The organism is Curtobacterium sp. MCBD17_035 (genome assembly GCF_003234815.2).
Taxonomy (GTDB): Bacteria; Actinomycetota; Actinomycetes; order Actinomycetales; family Microbacteriaceae; genus Curtobacterium.
Map to the genome: position 1 here is coordinate 2995402 of NZ_CP126279.1, position 15560 is coordinate 3010961.

The 15560-nt window shown below is 72.2% G+C and carries 15 protein-coding genes and 1 tRNA gene; 5 read left to right on the plus strand and 11 right to left on the minus strand.

All coding sequences use genetic code 11. The annotated features are described in order from the left end of the window. Positions 1 to 244: 244 nt before the first annotated feature. From groL to DEI93_RS14095, 6 genes are all read right to left on the minus strand, one after another. Positions 245 to 1864 carry a chaperonin GroEL gene (gene groL, locus DEI93_RS14070; protein ID WP_111119890.1) on the minus strand — a complete coding sequence of 540 codons (1620 nt, stop codon included), beginning with the start codon at positions 1862 to 1864 and terminating at the stop codon, positions 245 to 247. A gap of 330 nt (positions 1865 to 2194) precedes the next feature. Beyond that, positions 2195 to 2398, minus strand: coding sequence for a cold-shock protein (locus tag DEI93_RS14075; RefSeq protein ID WP_111010502.1), 204 nt, complete (start codon positions 2396 to 2398; stop codon positions 2195 to 2197). A 283-nt stretch (positions 2399 to 2681) separates the two neighbouring features. After that, positions 2682 to 3242, minus strand: coding sequence for a LytR C-terminal domain-containing protein (locus DEI93_RS14080; RefSeq protein ID WP_111119889.1), 561 nt, complete (start codon positions 3240 to 3242; stop codon positions 2682 to 2684). Further along, positions 3239 to 3541: a DUF3263 domain-containing protein gene (locus tag DEI93_RS14085; RefSeq protein WP_111119888.1), complete on the minus strand. Its 303-nt coding sequence runs from the start codon at positions 3539 to 3541 to the stop codon at positions 3239 to 3241. Before DEI93_RS14085 ends, DEI93_RS14080 begins: the two co-directional genes overlap by 4 nt. 108 nt (positions 3542 to 3649) lie before the next feature. After that, a complete protein-coding gene (locus DEI93_RS14090) occupies positions 3650 to 4834 on the minus strand; it encodes a DUF2332 family protein (RefSeq protein WP_258372261.1) in 1185 nt (394 codons plus the stop codon). Then, on the minus strand, positions 4824 to 5321 hold the full coding sequence (locus tag DEI93_RS14095; RefSeq protein ID WP_111119886.1) for a GNAT family N-acetyltransferase: 498 nt from the start codon (positions 5319 to 5321) through the stop codon (positions 4824 to 4826). Before DEI93_RS14095 ends, DEI93_RS14090 begins: the two co-directional genes overlap by 11 nt. 58 nt (positions 5322 to 5379) lie before the next feature. On the opposite strand from DEI93_RS14095, the gene msrB reads away from it, so the two are divergent. Together msrB and DEI93_RS14105 are read left to right on the plus strand one after the other, a co-directional pair. Then, positions 5380 to 5784, plus strand: a complete 405-nt coding sequence (msrB, locus tag DEI93_RS14100) for a peptide-methionine (R)-S-oxide reductase MsrB (RefSeq protein ID WP_111010507.1) — start codon at positions 5380 to 5382, stop codon at positions 5782 to 5784. A 44-nt stretch (positions 5785 to 5828) separates the two neighbouring features. Then, positions 5829 to 5901, plus strand: a tRNA-Thr gene (locus DEI93_RS14105). A gap of 38 nt (positions 5902 to 5939) precedes the next feature. Here the strand turns inward: DEI93_RS14105 and DEI93_RS14110 are convergent. From DEI93_RS14110 to DEI93_RS14120, 3 genes are all read right to left on the minus strand, one after another. Then, positions 5940 to 7814, minus strand: coding sequence for a glycoside hydrolase family 25 domain-containing protein (locus tag DEI93_RS14110; protein ID WP_111119885.1), 1875 nt, complete (start codon positions 7812 to 7814; stop codon positions 5940 to 5942). A 230-nt stretch (positions 7815 to 8044) separates the two neighbouring features. Further along, entirely contained in the window at positions 8045 to 9076 is a 1032-nt protein-coding gene (locus tag DEI93_RS14115; protein ID WP_111119884.1) for an aldo/keto reductase, read from the minus strand. Between the two features lie 10 nt (positions 9077 to 9086). Continuing rightward, positions 9087 to 9896, minus strand: coding sequence for an alpha/beta fold hydrolase (locus tag DEI93_RS14120; RefSeq protein WP_111119883.1), 810 nt, complete (start codon positions 9894 to 9896; stop codon positions 9087 to 9089). Positions 9897 to 9936: 40 nt separating this feature from the next. Here DEI93_RS14120 and DEI93_RS14125 point away from each other — a divergent pair, with 40 nt between their 5' ends. Beyond that, the gene (locus tag DEI93_RS14125; RefSeq protein ID WP_111119882.1) at positions 9937 to 10632 is read left to right on the plus strand and encodes an NAD(P)H-hydrate epimerase; all 696 of its coding nucleotides are present in this window, start codon (positions 9937 to 9939) and stop codon (positions 10630 to 10632) included. A gap of 31 nt (positions 10633 to 10663) precedes the next feature. Here DEI93_RS14125 and DEI93_RS14130 read toward each other — a convergent pair whose 3' ends face one another. Beyond that, positions 10664 to 11602 carry a 2-deoxy-5-keto-D-gluconate 6-phosphate aldolase domain-containing protein gene (locus tag DEI93_RS14130; protein WP_111119881.1) on the minus strand — a complete coding sequence of 313 codons (939 nt, stop codon included), beginning with the start codon at positions 11600 to 11602 and terminating at the stop codon, positions 10664 to 10666. A 163-nt stretch (positions 11603 to 11765) separates the two neighbouring features. Beyond that, complete coding sequence (locus DEI93_RS14135; protein ID WP_181436049.1) at positions 11766 to 12782, minus strand: DsbA family protein; 1017 nt, start codon at positions 12780 to 12782, stop codon at positions 11766 to 11768. Between the two features lie 272 nt (positions 12783 to 13054). On the opposite strand from DEI93_RS14135, the gene DEI93_RS14140 reads away from it, so the two are divergent. Together DEI93_RS14140 and DEI93_RS14145 are read left to right on the plus strand one after the other, a co-directional pair. Next, complete coding sequence (locus DEI93_RS14140) at positions 13055 to 14155, plus strand: ABC transporter ATP-binding protein (RefSeq protein WP_111119879.1); 1101 nt, start codon at positions 13055 to 13057, stop codon at positions 14153 to 14155. A 116-nt stretch (positions 14156 to 14271) separates the two neighbouring features. Then, positions 14272 to 15555 carry a DUF4032 domain-containing protein gene (locus DEI93_RS14145; protein ID WP_111010515.1) on the plus strand — a complete coding sequence of 428 codons (1284 nt, stop codon included), beginning with the start codon at positions 14272 to 14274 and terminating at the stop codon, positions 15553 to 15555. The last annotated feature ends 5 nt before the right edge of the window (positions 15556 to 15560 follow it).

A 15560-nucleotide genomic window follows, 5' to 3' on the forward strand; every position in this document is an offset into this window, starting at 1 on the left:
TCCCGGCCGTACCGCAACGCGGAGCACGTGCGCGCCCGACCTGTGGACGGCCGCTGCCCGGCTCCCCCGGTGGAGGACCGGACACCTGGCCCGACTCCCCCTCCGCCGAGATCGCAGTCGTTGCCGGTGTGCGGTGGGTCAAACCGGCAACAAGTGCGATCTCGGCGGAGGGAGAGGAGGGAGGAACGGCGAACGGGCCGCCCTCCCGGAGGAGAGCGGCCCGTTCGGAGCCGTCAGGCGTGGATCAGAAGTCCATGCCACCCGTCGGGTCGGCCGGAACCGGCGCCGACTTCTCGGGCTTGTCGGCGACGACGGCCTCGGTGGTGAGGAAGAGACCGGCGATCGACGCGGCGTTCTGCAGCGCCGAGCGCGTGACCTTCGCCGGGTCGATGATGCCCGCAGCGACGAGGTCGACGTACTCACCCGTCGCGGCGTTGAGGCCCCAGCCCGACTCGAGCTCGCGCACCTTCGCGGCGACGACGCCCGGCTCGAGACCGGCGTTCAGCGCGATCTGCTTGAGCGGCGCGTCGATCGCGACGCGGACGATGTTCGCGCCGGTCGCCTCGTCACCCGTGAGCTTGAGGCCCTCGAGCGCGGTCTTGCCGGCCTGGATGAGGGCGACACCACCACCGGCGACGATGCCCTCCTCGACGGCGGCCTTCGCGTTGCGGACGGCGTCCTCGATGCGGTGCTTGCGCTCCTTGAGCTCGACCTCGGTCGCGGCACCGGCCTTGATGACGGCGACGCCACCGGCGAGCTTGGCGAGGCGCTCCTGGAGCTTCTCGCGGTCGTAGTCCGAGTCGGTCGACTCGATCTCGCCGCGGATCTGGCGGACGCGGCCGGCGATCTGCTCGGAGTCCCCAGCGCCCTCGACGATCGTGGTCTCGTCCTTGGTGATGACGACCTTGCGGGCACGGCCGAGGAGGTCGAGCGTCGCGTTCTCGAGGCTGAGGCCGACCTCTTCGGAGATGACCTGGCCACCGGTGAGGATCGCGATGTCCTGCAGCATGGCCTTGCGGCGGTCACCGAAGCCCGGAGCCTTGACGGCGACGGACTTGAAGATGCCGCGGATCTTGTTCACGACGAGCGTGGCCAGGGCCTCGCCGTCGACGTCCTCGGCGATGATGAGGAGCTGCTTGCCCGACTGGATGACCTTGTCGACCACCGGGAGCAGGTCCTTGATGTTCGAGATCTTCGAGTTGACGATGAGGATGTACGGGTCCTCGAAGACGGCCTCCTGGCGCTCCGGGTCCGTGACGAAGTACTGCGACAGGTAGCCCTTGTCGAAGCGCATGCCCTCGGTCAGCTCGAGCTCGGTGCCGAAGGTGTTGGACTCCTCGACGGTGACGACGCCCTCCTTGCCGACCTTGTCGATCGCCTCGGCGATGAGCTCACCGATCGTGCTGTCGGCGGCCGAGATCGACGCCGTGGCGGCGATCTGGTCCTTGGTCTCGATCTCCTTGGCGTTCTCGAGGAGCGCGGCGGAGACGGCCGCGACGGCCTTCTCGATGCCCTTCTTGAGGCTGATCGGGTCGGCGCCGGCGGCGACGTTGCGGAGGCCCTCACGGACCAGCGCCTGCGCGAGGACCGTGGCGGTGGTGGTGCCGTCACCCGCGACGTCGTCGGTCTTCTTGGCGACCTCCTTGACCAGCTCGGCGCCGATCTTCTCGTAGGGGTCGTCGAGCTCGATCTCCTTGGCGATGGAGACACCGTCGTTGGTGATCGTGGGGGCGCCCCACTTCTTCTCGAGGACGACGTTGCGGCCGCGCGGGCCGAGCGTCACCTTCACGGCGTCGGCCAGCGTGTTGAGGCCGCGCTCGAGGCCGCGACGGGCCTCCTCGTCGAAAGCAATGATCTTAGCCATGTGTGTTCCTCGTCCCTCCCGGACGTCGCAATGGTCTTGGCACTCGGTACAACTGAGTGCCAACTGATTCTGGCACTCGCACCTGTCGAGTGCAACACAGCGACCTCACGCGGCATGCCGCGTTCCGGGGACGCGGACCGGGAGGCCCGCCATCGTCCGACATCGGACCCCACCACCGGGGTCCCGGTCGGGGCCCCACCACCGGAGTCGCGGTCGGGGGCCCACCACCGGGGCCCCCTCCACACGACGACGAGCGCGCCGCCCCATCGGGGACGACGCGCTCGGACGCGTGGCGGTCGACGACCGTCGCCGGCGGACCGGCGACCGAGGTCAGGCCGGTCGGACGGACTCGGCCTGCGGACCCTTCGAACCGGTGCCGACGTCGAAGGTGACCGCCTGCCCTTCTTCGAGGACCTTGTAGCCGTTCATGTCGATCGCGGAGTAGTGGACGAAGACGTCCTGCCCCCCGCCGTCGACGGTGATGAACCCGTAGCCCTTCTCGGCGTTGAACCACTTGACGGTGCCGTTGGCCATTCTCTTGCTCCCTGCGGTGTTGCATTGCCACTGACGACGGCGCGACCGGTCCGCGACCGCCGGGTCCGAGCGCATACCTGCCTCACCCGGGTCTTCGCGGTGGAGGCACCGGCACGGTGTCGCCCTCGGATCACTGGGGTGACCAATTCCAGATCGTATCGGCGGACGCGCCGCCGACAAGAGGTGCGGACCAACTTCTTCATCCCGGCCGACGGAACTCAACATGCCCGAAACAAACGTGCAACAAACGGCACGACGAGTGGGGCGGAACGCCCGTCGCTAGTCAGCCGGCGTAATCGGCGCCGAGCACCACGGTGACGGCCGCGTTCGGGAACGCCGACGACTTGGCGACGGTTCCGACGCCGAGCGTCTTGACGATCCCGCGCGCGATCGCCGCCTCGGCATCCGTCTGGTAGTAGACGATCGTCTGCGAGGCGTCCTGGGACCCGGCGTTGCCGTCGCTCGCGACGACCCAACCCGCGTTCTCGAGCGTCGCGGTGCCGGTGGCGGCGAGTCCGGCGGTGGAGGTCCCGTTGAGCACCGTGAGCGTCATGGTCTTCGGCTGGTCGCTCGGCGCGGCGGTGGCGGCCGTCGTCGACGAGGACGACGCTCCGCTCGTGGCCGACGCGGACGCGGACGACCTGGTCGTCCCGGGGTCGGTGAACTGCGTGCTGTTGTTGGCGACCTCGAGCACGACGATGCCGATCGCGACGAGCACGGCGCAGGCGAGCGCGGACCAGGCCACCAGGATCCAGCCACGGCCGCGCCTCGGGAGACCGCGGTGTGCCCCGACCCTCGGGCCGTCGGCGACGTCGTCGAATCGGTCTCGGGGGTATCTCGTCATGGCTGTCCTGCGGGCCCTTCACGGTCGGCGCGAGGCGGTGCGAAGGACCGCGCGGCGCGGGCACTGGTCCGTGCCCGGCGCAGTCGCTGCAGTCGCGTCACGAGCTGCGGATCGTAGGCGAGCGCGGCCGGAGAGTCGATCACGCGGTTGAGCACCTGATAGTAGCGGGCCGGCGACATGTCGAAGCGGACGCGGATGTCGGCTTCCTTCGTCCGGTCGTGCCGCGTCCGATCGTGCTCGAACGTGAGGATGCTCCGTGCGAGCTCCGAGAGATCGGAGTCGGTCCGGGATCCGGTCACGTCGGTCCTCCTGGTCGGATGGCTCGCCGGTCGGCTGGCCTCCGGTCATGCTAGGGCGGCATCCACGCCGGACCCTGGCATGGCCCTGGCAGGTCGGAAAGACACCGATCAGGCCGTCGGTGCGCCGAGCGTCCAGGACGGGTCCGCGCCGAGGGGCGTGACGGTCGTGCCGTGGGCGTCGGCGAGCGCCAGGGCGACCCCGTCGAGCGAGACCGTGGCGAAGGCCGACGGAGCGGCGAGGTCGATGCCCCGCTCGGCGAGTTCCCCCACGGGCGGCAGGGTCGCGGCGACGTCGTGGAGCGACCCCGTCCGCTCCATCGCCACCCAGCGGACCCCGCGGTCCCGGAGCCGCTCGACGACGCGCTGCCGCTCCGAGCCCGGCAGGTAGACGAGCGTGCCGAGCGTGAGCACGACGGGCGTCGCCCCGCGCGGCAGCAGGTCGATCGCGCGGTCGAGGTCGTCCGGGGCGGTCCCGCGGACGGCGGTGTACTGGTCGGCCCGCACGGCGTCGGCGGCCCGCCGCATGAGCGCGACACGGTCGGTCGCCTCGACGGGGACGGACTCGACGAGCCGGTCGAACGCCCCGGGGAACCGCAGGTCGATCGGCGCCGGATCGAGCCCGACCCGCGCCACCACGTCGAGCTGGGAGGGCCGGCGCGGCCCCGTCCCGTCGGCCCGGCTCCCGGCGTCACCCGTCGACGGCCGGGAGGCACGGGATCGGCCCGCACCGCGCCTCCCGGCGGACGGAGCGGCGGGTCCCGGACGCATCTGGAACCGGAGCGGGATCTCCGGCTCGCGCGCGGCCTCGGCGACGCGGACGGTGTCGTCGAGCTCGTCGACGTCGACGGTGGCGTGGTCCGGGACGATGCAGAGGCCGGCGCTCACCCCCACCTCGAGGAGCGCGAGCGGCCCCGGGATGCCCGCGAGCACGGGGACGACCGGCGCCATGCGTCGGGGGTCGTTCGTCTGCGTCGTGGACACGGCGAGCTCGGCGAGCAGCCGGTCGGGGGCGTCGCGGACGAGCCGGAGGAGGGCCTCCCGGTCGGTCGGGTCGGCGCCCAGGCGTCGGGCGACGGCGAAGAGCAGCTCGGGCTGCCGCTTGGTCGGGGCGACGCGGATCAGCAGGTCGACGGCGGCGGCGTCACCGGCGATCGACGCCGCCCAGCGGGCGGAGGTCGGCGAGGCGGTCGCCATGCGCTCGGCGTGGTGACGGTAGCGGCGGCGGGTGGCCTCGGGGCCGTCCGGCTCCGGCTGGTGCGGGGGCTCCGCGCGGCCCGGCGCGTCAGCGGACAGCGTCGTCCCCGACCGCCGCTGCGCGGTACATCCCCACGTGGCGGATGCCCGCCTCGACGTAGGGTTCGCCGAACGGCACGAACCCGGCGGCGGCGTACAGGCCGGCGACGTACTCCTGCGCGTGGAGGAGGAAGGCCTCCTCCGGGTGGGCGGCGAGCACGGCGTCGACGAGCCGACGCGCGAGCCCCTGTCCGCGGTGCTCGACGGCCGTGGCCACGCGGCCGATGACCCGGGTCGCGGGCAGGTCGACGGCCGGCTGGACCTCGTCCGCGGCGGGCCGGATGCAGCGCAGGTAGGCGCGGGCGACGCCGTCCTCGCCGGGGACCCACCAGTGTTCCGTCTCCGGTTCGCGGTCCCGGCCGTCGAAGTCCTCGGCCGTCACGCGCTGCTCGAGCGCGAACACCCGGTTGCGCAGGCGGACGACGGCGTAGAGGTCGTCCGTCGTCAGGGCGTCCCACCGGCCACGGTGGACGGAATGCTCGGTCATCGGTGCGAGTTTAATGACATGACCGCGTCACGAGTGCGGTCACGACGAGGAGGAACCCATGGCATACAACGTGGAGAAGACCGACGCCGAGTGGCGTGAGGAACTCGACCCGCAGCAGTACGCCGTGCTGCGGCAGGCCGCGACCGAGCGCCCGTGGACGGGTGAGCTGCTCGACGAGGAGCGCGCCGGCGTCTACACCTGTGCGGCGTGCGGTGCGGAGCTGTTCAAGAGCGGCACCAAGTTCGACTCGGGCTGCGGGTGGCCGTCGTTCTACGAGTCGGTGCGCCCCGAGGCCGTGCAGCTCATCGAGGACCGCACGCTCGGCATGGTGCGCACCGAGGTCCGCTGCGCGAGCTGCGGTTCGCACCTCGGGCACGTGTTCCCGGACGGTTTCGGCACCCCGACCGGCGACCGGTACTGCATGAACTCGATCTCGCTCGGGTTCTCCCCCGCGGCGGACTGACCTCCGCCGCGACACCGCGGCTCGTCGGTACACTTGGCGGGCCAGCCGGCATGGCGCAATTGGTAGCGCACCGTACTTGTAATACGGGGGTTGCGGGTTCGAGTCCCGCTGCCGGCCCCGATCAGCCGCGTCCGCGGTGTCCGTCAGCCGCGGTGTCAGCGGCACGACCAGTCGAAGTCGACTCCGCTCGCCACACCCCCGACGACGTACTGCACCATGCTCACCCCGCCGTCGACGAGGCCCGGCCCGGCGCACGCCTCCTTCGCCCGGGCGAGCGGGGTCTCACCCGTGGCGATCCAGCTCGGCGCCGAGGCCAGGGCGCTGTTCGGTGTGGTCCCGCCACTGATGATCCCCCACTGGTACCCGGTCGAGTAGAGCCCGACGGCGATCCCCCGGGCGGCGAACGCATCGGTCATGCCGTCGAGCACCGCGACGTTCGTGGCGGGGTCCCGCCACGTGGCACCGGTCTCGACGTCGAGCCACCAGCGGTACGTCGTCGGATGGGACACGCCCCGGTCGACGACGTCGCGGACCGCGATGTCCCAGCCGTCCATGTACGAACAGGCGACGCCGTCGGAACCGGGCGTGCACACGCCGTACACGCTCGTGACCCTGGCCCCCTCGGGATCGACGTTCGCCGTCGGCCAGCCACCGCCCGGCACGTGGCGGCCCGGGTTCGCCGTGTTGACGTACAGCGCAGCACGGGGCTGCCCGGCACCGCCTGCGGAGTCCCGCGCCCAGGCGAGCTGCGCGGCGAGGCACGGGTTCGTCGTGGTGCCGGACCCGTCGTTCACACCGATCACCGCGAACGCCTGTCCCGCCGGCAGGGCCCCGTGGCACTGCGGCCACGAGACGTCGTTCCCGAGGCCGGAGGGCGCCGAGCCGTCCGTGAAGTAGCCGGCGACGTCCAGGTGGAGGGTCGCCGCGCCTCCCGACGCGACGGCCTGCACCGACGCCTGTCGGAGCGCGACCGGCACGAGTCCCGCCACGGCTCGGCCCGCGGTGAACGCCAGCGCGACCCCGCCGTCGTCCCGGCCGTAGGGGGCGACCCGGAGCGCACCGGCGGGGCCGGATCGTTCGAGCGATGCGGTGACGAGCACGGCGGTCGCGTCGCCCGGGACGCCCGCGCCCCCGGCGAGTTGGATCTGCGTCGCGGCGCCCGTCGTCGTGCCGGTGTACGCCCGGACGGCCGTCATCGGGGTGAACACGGCCCCGGAGTCCGAGCGCGCGTACGCGCCGAGCACGTCGAGGGTCACCGTGGCCGAGCCGGCCGACACCGCGACGGACAGGGCGCCGTCGTCGAGCTGGGCCACGACCGCGTTCGCCGCGACGGCCCCGCGCGTGAACTGCTGGACGCCGATCCGGTTCGTGCGTCCTGCCGGGCCGACCCGCAACGACCCCGGCGCGGTCGGGTGCACCACGGTGGCCTCGAGGACGACGGCGGTGGCGCCCGTGGGCACCGTGACGCCGTCCGCCACGGGGACGCGGACCGGATGCGTGCCGACCGTGCCACGGAACGCCCTGGTGGTGTCGACCGGCTGGTACGTCGATCCCTGCGCGGCGCTCGTGTAGGCCCCCGACACGATCACCGACACCGAGGCGGAGCCGTCCGACAGCGCGACCTGGAGGCGACCGTGGACGAGACGGACCGTCGCGAGCCCGGTGACGGTCGTGCCCGCCGTGACGCGCTGCGTGGCAACCGGTGCGTCCTGCCCCGCCGGCGTGACCCGGACCCAGCCGTCGTCCGTCGGAGCCGTGACGCGGACGTCGACGACGACGGCATCGGCCGCGGAGGCGACCCCCGCGCGACCAGCGACCGGCACCGCCACGGGTCGTGTGCCGACGTCGCCGCGGAACACGAGGGCGCGGGTCAGCGGCGTGAACCGGTCACCGGACGACCCGTCCGCCGCGAGGTGGGACGACCGTGCGGACCCGACGGCCACACCCGCCGCGACGGCGAGCGCGAGTACGCCGACGACCGCCACGAGCAACGCGGTGAGCCGGGCCGGACGCCTGCGTCCGCTCCGCATGGTCCCCCTCGGTCGACGTGGACGCTGCACGGCACGAGGCCACGCAACGCCCCCGGGGAGCGCGCGTGGCCTCGTGGTGCGTCCGGTCACGGATCAGGAGAGCGACCGGCGCGACAGCGGGTAACCAGCCCACCGATGCCGAGAGCATGACAGGCGGATCGACGTCGGACAACGTCTCCGAGCCACGCCGCGCCGCTTCCTGTGAGGATTCTTGGTATCGAGGGGGACGCTCAGCGGCCCCCGGTCAGCTTCCGGTCGCGCTGCGCCACACCGGCGGTGCCGTACGGGTAGTCGTCGATGCGGGGCGTGCTCGCCTCGGAGAGCGCCGTCAGCTCCTCCGGGGTCAGCACGAGGTCCGCCGACGCCAGGTTGTCCTGCAGCTGCTCCACCGTGCGGGCACCGAGGATGACCGAGGTGACGGCCGGCTGCGCGAGCAGCCAGGCCAACGCGACCTGCGAGTACGACGTGCCGTGGGCCTCCGCGGCCGCGCCGACCGCGCCGAGGACGGCCCACGTGCGCTCGTCCGCGTTCCGCGCCTCCCACGCCTCCATGCCGCGCTTCGGGTTCTCGCCCAGCCGGGTCGCACCCGTCGGGGCCTGGTCCCGCTGGTACTTGCCCGACAGCCACCCGCCGGCGAGCGGCGACCACGGCAGGAGACCGATGTTCGCGTCGAGGCACGCGGGCACGATCTCGTGCTCGATGTCGCGCACGAGCAGGTTGTACTGCGGCTGCAGGGTCACGGGCGGAGCCCAGTGGTTCGCCTTCGCCTCGTAGACCGCCTTCGTGATCTGGTAGCCGAGGTAGTTCGAGAACCCGTACGCGCCGATCTTGCCGGCGGACACGGCGTCGTCGAGGAACCGGAGGGTCTCCTCGATCGGCGTCAGTGCGTCCCACGCGTGCATCTGGTACAGGTCGATGTACTCGACACCAAGCCGCTCGAGGGACGCGTCGAGCGCCCGCGTCAGGTGGCGGCGCGAGAGGCCGACGTCGTTCGGGCCGTCGCCCTGGGGGAACCGGCCCTTCGTGGCGATGACGACCTGCTGCGCCTCGGTCGGGTGGTCTGCGAGCCAGCGACCGATGATCCGCTCGGACTGGTTGCCCGAGTAGACGTCCGCCGTGTCGATGAAGGTACCGCCGGCCTCGACGAAGGCGTCGAGGATCGTGCGTGAGGTGGGTTCGTCGGCTTCACTGCCGAACGTCATGGTGCCGAGCGTCAACGACGACACGGCGGCACCGCTGTTACCGAGGAGTCTGTAGTCCATGCCGTGGACGCTAGCCCTGGGTGGGCTCCGCGTCCGCTCGGGTGCGCTGCAGGAACGCGATCGCGGCCTCCCGGAACGCCCGGGAGGTCGGCGCGTTGAAGTGGTTCCGGCCCGGGATCTCGACGAACTCGGCACGCGGCGCCGCGGCCGCGAGGCGCTGCGACGCCGCGAGGATGCCGTCCTCGCTCCCCGCCGCCAGGAGCAACGGCTGCGTCGGCGCGTTGTCCGGTCTGGGCTCGACGCTGTCCCGCATCCCCTCGACCATCGCGACGAGCGCACGGAGGTCGTTGCCCGGGACCCCGGAGGCCATGGTCAGGTAGGCGTTCGTCACGCGGTCCTCGACGGGTTCGCCACGCTCGATGAACGCCCGCGCCTGGTCGACCCGGACCCGTCGCATCGGGTCCGCGTCCGGGATGCCCCCGAGGACCGCTCGGCTGATCCGGTCGGGGATCCGGTCCGCGGTGTGCCATCCGACGCGTGCCCCGAGCGAGTACCCGAGGTACGCGACGTCGTCGAGCAGGTAGGCGTCGACGACCGCGGTGACGTCGGCGACGAGGAGGTCCATCGAGTACTCCTGCGGCCGGTGCGGCTTGCTGCTGCGGCCGTGCCCGCGCTGGTCGACGACGACGACGCGGTGGCCGGCGCGCGTGAGGTCACGCGTCCACCCCGACGCGTGCCAGTTGAGGAGCCCGGATGACGCGAACCCGTGAACGGCGACCACCGCGGGGGCGTCCGGGTCGCCGTGGTCGTACGTGGCGATGTCGAGACCGTCCGGCGAGACGACGACGCGCGGACGGGGGGCTTCGGGGACGAGCGACATGGCGCGGACCAGGCTACCGACGACGTGGCATCGTGGCGGCATGGACGGCTACGGCGCAGACCAGATCCGGGCGGCCGAGGCGCCGCACCTCGCCGCGGGCGAGCCGCTCATGCAGCGGGCCGCCGCCGGACTCGCCGACGTGGTCGACGAGCTGCTCGGCGACCCCGCGGTCGTCCCCGGCGACGGCGAGCGCACCGTGCTCCTGCTCGTCGGCAGCGGCGACAACGGCGGTGACGCGTTGTTCGCCGGTGCGGCGCTCGCCGCACGCGGTCACCGCGTCGAGGTGCTGTGCCTCGGGTCGCGCGTGCACGAGGCGGGGGCGGCGGCCGCGCAGCAGGCCGGCGCGGTCCTCCTCGAGCACCCGGACGACGACGAGACGGTGCGGGCGGCGGCGCTGCGGGCCGACCTCGTGCTCGACGCCGCGCTCGGGATCGGACGGACGAGCTCGACGGCACTCCGGTCGCCCGCACGGGAGGCCGTGGGCGTCATCCGGGACCTCGCGCGGGACCAGCGCGCTCCGTCCGTCGTCGCCGTCGACGTCCCGAGCGGCATCGACCCCGACACGGGCGCGGTCGCGGACGACCACGTGCTCGAGGCCGACGTGACCGTCACGTTCGGCGGCGTCAAGGCGGGACTGCTGCGCGGTCCGGGGCGGGCTCTCGCGGGACGCGTCGTGCTCGTCGACGTCGGCATCGGCGCGGACCTCGCCGCGGTGGAGCCGCTCGTCCGGACCTGACCCGACCGGGAGCGCACCCGCCCCGCGGGACTCAGCCCCGCGCCTCCCGGTACGCCTCGACGAACCGCAGGTACGTGACGGCGATGAGGTCCTGGGCGTCCTCCTCGGCGAGGCCGCGGTCCAGGACGTCGCCGAGCGGCTGCTCCCAGATGCTCCGGCCGATCGCGAAGCCGACGAACCCGTCGAGTGGTGCGGCCACCGAGAGCCAGTGGTCGAGCGCGTCCTCCGAGGCGTCCCGACCGAGGATGACGCACTGCACGCTGTCCCGGCCGCCCTGCTTCGTGGCGGCGACGACCCGCTCGGCGTCCTCGCGGCGGTCGAGGCCCTCGATCTTCCAGATGTCCGGCTCCACGCCGTGCTCCTGCAGGAACCCGATGACGTCGACGGTGAGCGACGGGCGCAGGTCCCGGTCGTAGTCCTCGACCGACGCCTTCTGCTCGTCCGTGCCGGGGACGAGCAGTTCGAGCAGGAACGACCGGCCCGCGTCGCGCAGGGTGCGCGTCACGCCGGCGAGCCGTTCGGCCTGCCCGCGTCGTTCGTCGGCGTCGAGGTCCGGGTTGTCGCGGACGAGGACCTTGACGTGGTCGGGGTCGAACTCCTCGACGTGCTGCATCCACAGCCCGTCGTCCCCGTCGCCGTACTCGAACGTGAAGAAGTCGTGGCCCGACGCCTCGATCGGCATCGCGAGCTGGAGTCCCGCGGCCTTGGCCGCCCGTGCGACCTCGGCGCCGTAGCGTTCGTCGACGAGCACGCCGGTGCGCTCTCGGTCGGCTCCGCGGGTCAGGGCGTCGAGCAGCCCCCGGTAGACGAGCATCTTGCCGTCCCGGATCCGCTGGATGTCGTCCTCGTCGTCGGGCTGTCCGGACGCGATCCGGTAGGTGTGCTTGGCGAGCGAGTCCCGGTGGTCCATCGCCAGGATGAACACGGGATGCTCCGCGTCGAGCTGCGGTCGGTCGTCGAACGTGGACATGTGGCGCTCCCTCCGGGCGCGGCCCGGAAGGCCCGCCTCCACCGATCGAACGCCGTCGCCCTGGCAGCCGCCCGAGGGTCGGCGCGACCAGCCGCGGGTCGGCCCGCCCGCCCGCGGGTCGGCTCGCCCGCCCGCGGTTCGGCTCGCCCGCCCGCGGGTCGGGTCAGCCGGCCGAGGACGTCGCGGTCGGAGTCGGGGTCGGCGCCGGCGTCTCGTCGCCGGACGCGTACGTGCTGCCCGCGGCGGTCACGACGAAGGTCCGGAACTCGGCGTTCGTGAACGGCAGGCTGTAGTCGTACCGCTTGCCGTTCACGAAGATCGTCGGCGTGCCGGTGAGCTGCCGGAGCCCGGTGCCGGGCACCCCGTGGGTGAGGACGTCGTTCGTCCGCGCGTCCACCCACGCGGCGTAGCGCTGGGTGTCGATGCACCGCTCGATGGCGTCGAGGTGCCGGATCCCGTGCACGCCCGCCACGAGGTGTCGGAGCTGTGCGTCGTCGAGGCCCTTCGTGTTCTCCTCGGGCTGCTCGGCGTACAGCGCCTGGTTCACGGCGAAGAACTGGTCGGGCGACGAGTTCGCCACACAGACCGCCGCGTTCGCCGCACGGAGCGAGTACTTCGTGCCCTGCGATCGGTTCGTCAGGATCGCGATGGGGTGGATCTCGACGGTCGCGGCACCGGACGTCACGAGGCCCCGGATGTACGCGTTGTTCTCGTGCTCGAACTGGCCACAGATCGGGCAGAGGTAGTCGATGTACATCGTGATGTGGACGGTGCCCGCGACGTCGACCGCACCCGAGGCGTCCCCGGTCGCCGAAGCACTCGGCGTCGCCGATGCGGTGCCGCTCGAACCGGCGGACGCCGACGCACTCGACGTGGCACGCCCCGCGCCGCCGGCGTCACCGCGCCCCGCTCCGACCGCGCGCAGCCCCTGCCCGATGGTGATGCCGCCGCCCGCCATGTGCGCGGGCCCCGGACCGGCCGGCTGCACCGAGCGGACGAGCACGATCGACACGACCGCGACGATCGCGATGAGGACGACGACGAGGCCCGCCTGCAGCCCGATGCGCACACCGCGCTGGCGTCGCTTCTGGCGGGCCCTGGCCTGTTGTGCTCGGATCCTCGCAGCCGCGCGGCGCTCGTTCCGCGTGGCGCGCTCGTCGCCCTCGGGACGATTCGTCATACCGGTCCTCCGTGATCGGGCCGGCCCCTCCGGCCCTCCTGTCGTCCGCGGTACCTCCCGCACCGCCCGGACGGACCTGGGAAGTGTACTTGCGTGGGCTGGGAGACCGTGATCGGGAGGCCCATCGACGGCCGCGCCACTGGCGCCGACGTGCGAAACCGTGTTGTATGTCCCTCGATGGTCGATGTCGCCCATCCGGGGGCCTCAGGGTCACCGTTCCTCACTACGGATCGTCCGGCACGTACCTGCCGGTGAAGGAGCAAGAACGCATCATGGCGTCCGTCACCTACGACAAGGCAACCCGTCTCTACCCCGGAGGCAACCGCCCCGCCGTCGACGGCCTCGACCTCGACATCGCGGACGGCGAGTTCCTCGTCCTCGTCGGCCCGTCGGGCTGTGGCAAGTCGACCTCCCTCCGCATGCTCGCGGGCCTGGAAGAAGTGAACGACGGCCGGATCCTCATCGGTGACCGCGACGTCACCGACATCCCGCCGAAGGACCGCGACATCGCGATGGTCTTCCAGAACTACGCGCTGTACCCGCACATGACCGTCGCCGAGAACATGGGCTTCGCGCTCAAGATCGCCGGCGTCGGCAAGGAGGAGCGCGCGACCCGCGTCCTCGAGGCGGCCAAGCTCCTCGACCTCGAGCAGTACCTCTCGCGCAAGCCGAAGGCGCTCTCGGGTGGTCAGCGTCAGCGCGTCGCGATGGGCCGCGCGATCGTCCGTCAGCCCCAGGTGTTCCTCATGGACGAGCCGCTGTCGAACCTCGACGCCAAGCTCCGCGTCCAGACCCGCACGCAGATCGCGTCGCTCCAGCGTCGGCTCGGGGTCACGACCGTCTACGTCACGCACGACCAGACCGAGGCCCTGACCATGGGCGACCGCATCGCGGTCCTCAAGGACGGCATCCTCCAGCAGGTCGGCACCCCGCGCGACCTGTACGAGAAGCCGAACAACGTGTTCGTCGCCGGGTTCATCGGCTCGCCGGCCATGAACCTCCTGCCGGCGGACATCGCCGACGGTGGCGTGCGCTTCGGCACGTCGATCGCCGCGGTCGACCGCGACGTCCTCAGCAACGCCAAGTCGTCCAACGTCACCATCGGGGTCCGCCCCGAGGACGTCATCGTCTCGCAGTCGGGCGAGGGCCTGCCGGTCCAGGTCGACGTCGTCGAGGAGCTCGGCGCCGACGGCTACCTGTACGGCCACAGCGAGGCCGCCGGGAGCCGCGTCGACGTCGTCGCACGCGTCGACGGCCGTCACCACCCCTTCGCGGGCGACACCGTGTACATCACGGCCCAGCCGGGCCGCGTGCACGTGTTCGACACCGAGTCGGGCGAGCGCCTCGGCGACAAGGCCGTCGTCAGCGCCTGATCGGACCGACACCACCGGGAGCCTGCCGGACCGCCCCACGAAGGCGGGCCGGCAGGCTCCCGGCGTTCGGCCAGACCGTACCGTCCGCACCCTGCACCACCGAAAGCGACCCCCTCGTGCCCGACTCGATGTCCATCACCGCCGCCACCGTCGACCCCGGCCTGCTCGACCTGCCGTGGGACCTCCCGCTCGACGCCTGGCCCGACGACACGATCGCCGCGCTACCGAAGGGCATCTCGCGACACCTCGTGCGGTTCGTGCACCTCAGCGGCTACGTCGTGGCGGTCAAGGAGACGAGCGAGGAGCTCGCCCGCAGTGAGTACGACATGCTCCGGACGCTCCAGCGCATGGACGTCCCGTGCGTGGACCCGGTCGCCGTCATCACGAACCGCGTGGGACGTGACGGGGAGGCCCTGCAGCCGGTCCTCGTGACCCGGCACCTCCGGTTCTCGCTCCCGTACCGCGCGCTCTACTCGCAGACGCTGCGCCCGGACACCGCGACGCGCCTCGTCGACGCCCTGGCGGTCCTCCTGGTGCGGCTGCACATCATCGGCTTCTTCTGGGGCGACGTCTCGCTCTCGAACACCCTCTTCCGCCGCGACGCCGGAGCGTTCGCCGCGTACCTCGTCGACGCCGAGACGGGCAAGCTCTACCCCGGCGGCCTGTCGAACGGGCAGCGTGAGAACGACCTCGAGATCGCGCGCGTCAACATCGCCGGCGAGCTCCTCGACCTGGAGGCCGGCGGTCGCCTCGACGAGAACGCGGACCCGGTCACGGTGTCCGACGGCATCGTGGCCCAGTACCGGACGCTGTGGAAGGAACTGACCGGGTCCGAGGAGTTCGACGCCTCGGAGCGCTGGCGCATCAACAGCCGGGTCGAGCGCCTCAACGACCTCGGGTTCGACATCGAGGAACTCGCGATCCGCACGACCGAGGGCGGCCAGCAGGTCCGTATCCAGCCGAAGGTCGTGGACGCTGGCCACCACCAGCGGCGGCTGCTCCGGCTCACCGGCATCGACGCCGGCGAGAACCAGGCACGGCGGCTCCTCAACGACCTCGACGCCTACCGTGCCCGCAACGGCCGCGACGAACTCGACGAGGAGATGGTCGCGCACGAGTGGGTGTCCCGCGTCTTCGAACCCGTGGTCCGGGCGATCCCCCGGGAGCTCCGCGGGCGGCTCGAACCCGCCGAGGTGTTCCACGAGCTCCTCGAGCACCGCTGGTACATGGCGCAGCAGGAGCAGCGGTCGGTGTCGCTGCCCGAGGCCACCACGGCCTACATGAACGACGTGCTGCGGCACCGCCGCGACGAGCGCATGCTCATCGACCCGCCGACGAACTCGATCGCGCTGCCCCTCGAGGACGAGGACGAGGACGAGGACTGGCGGGCGAACGTCTGACGGCT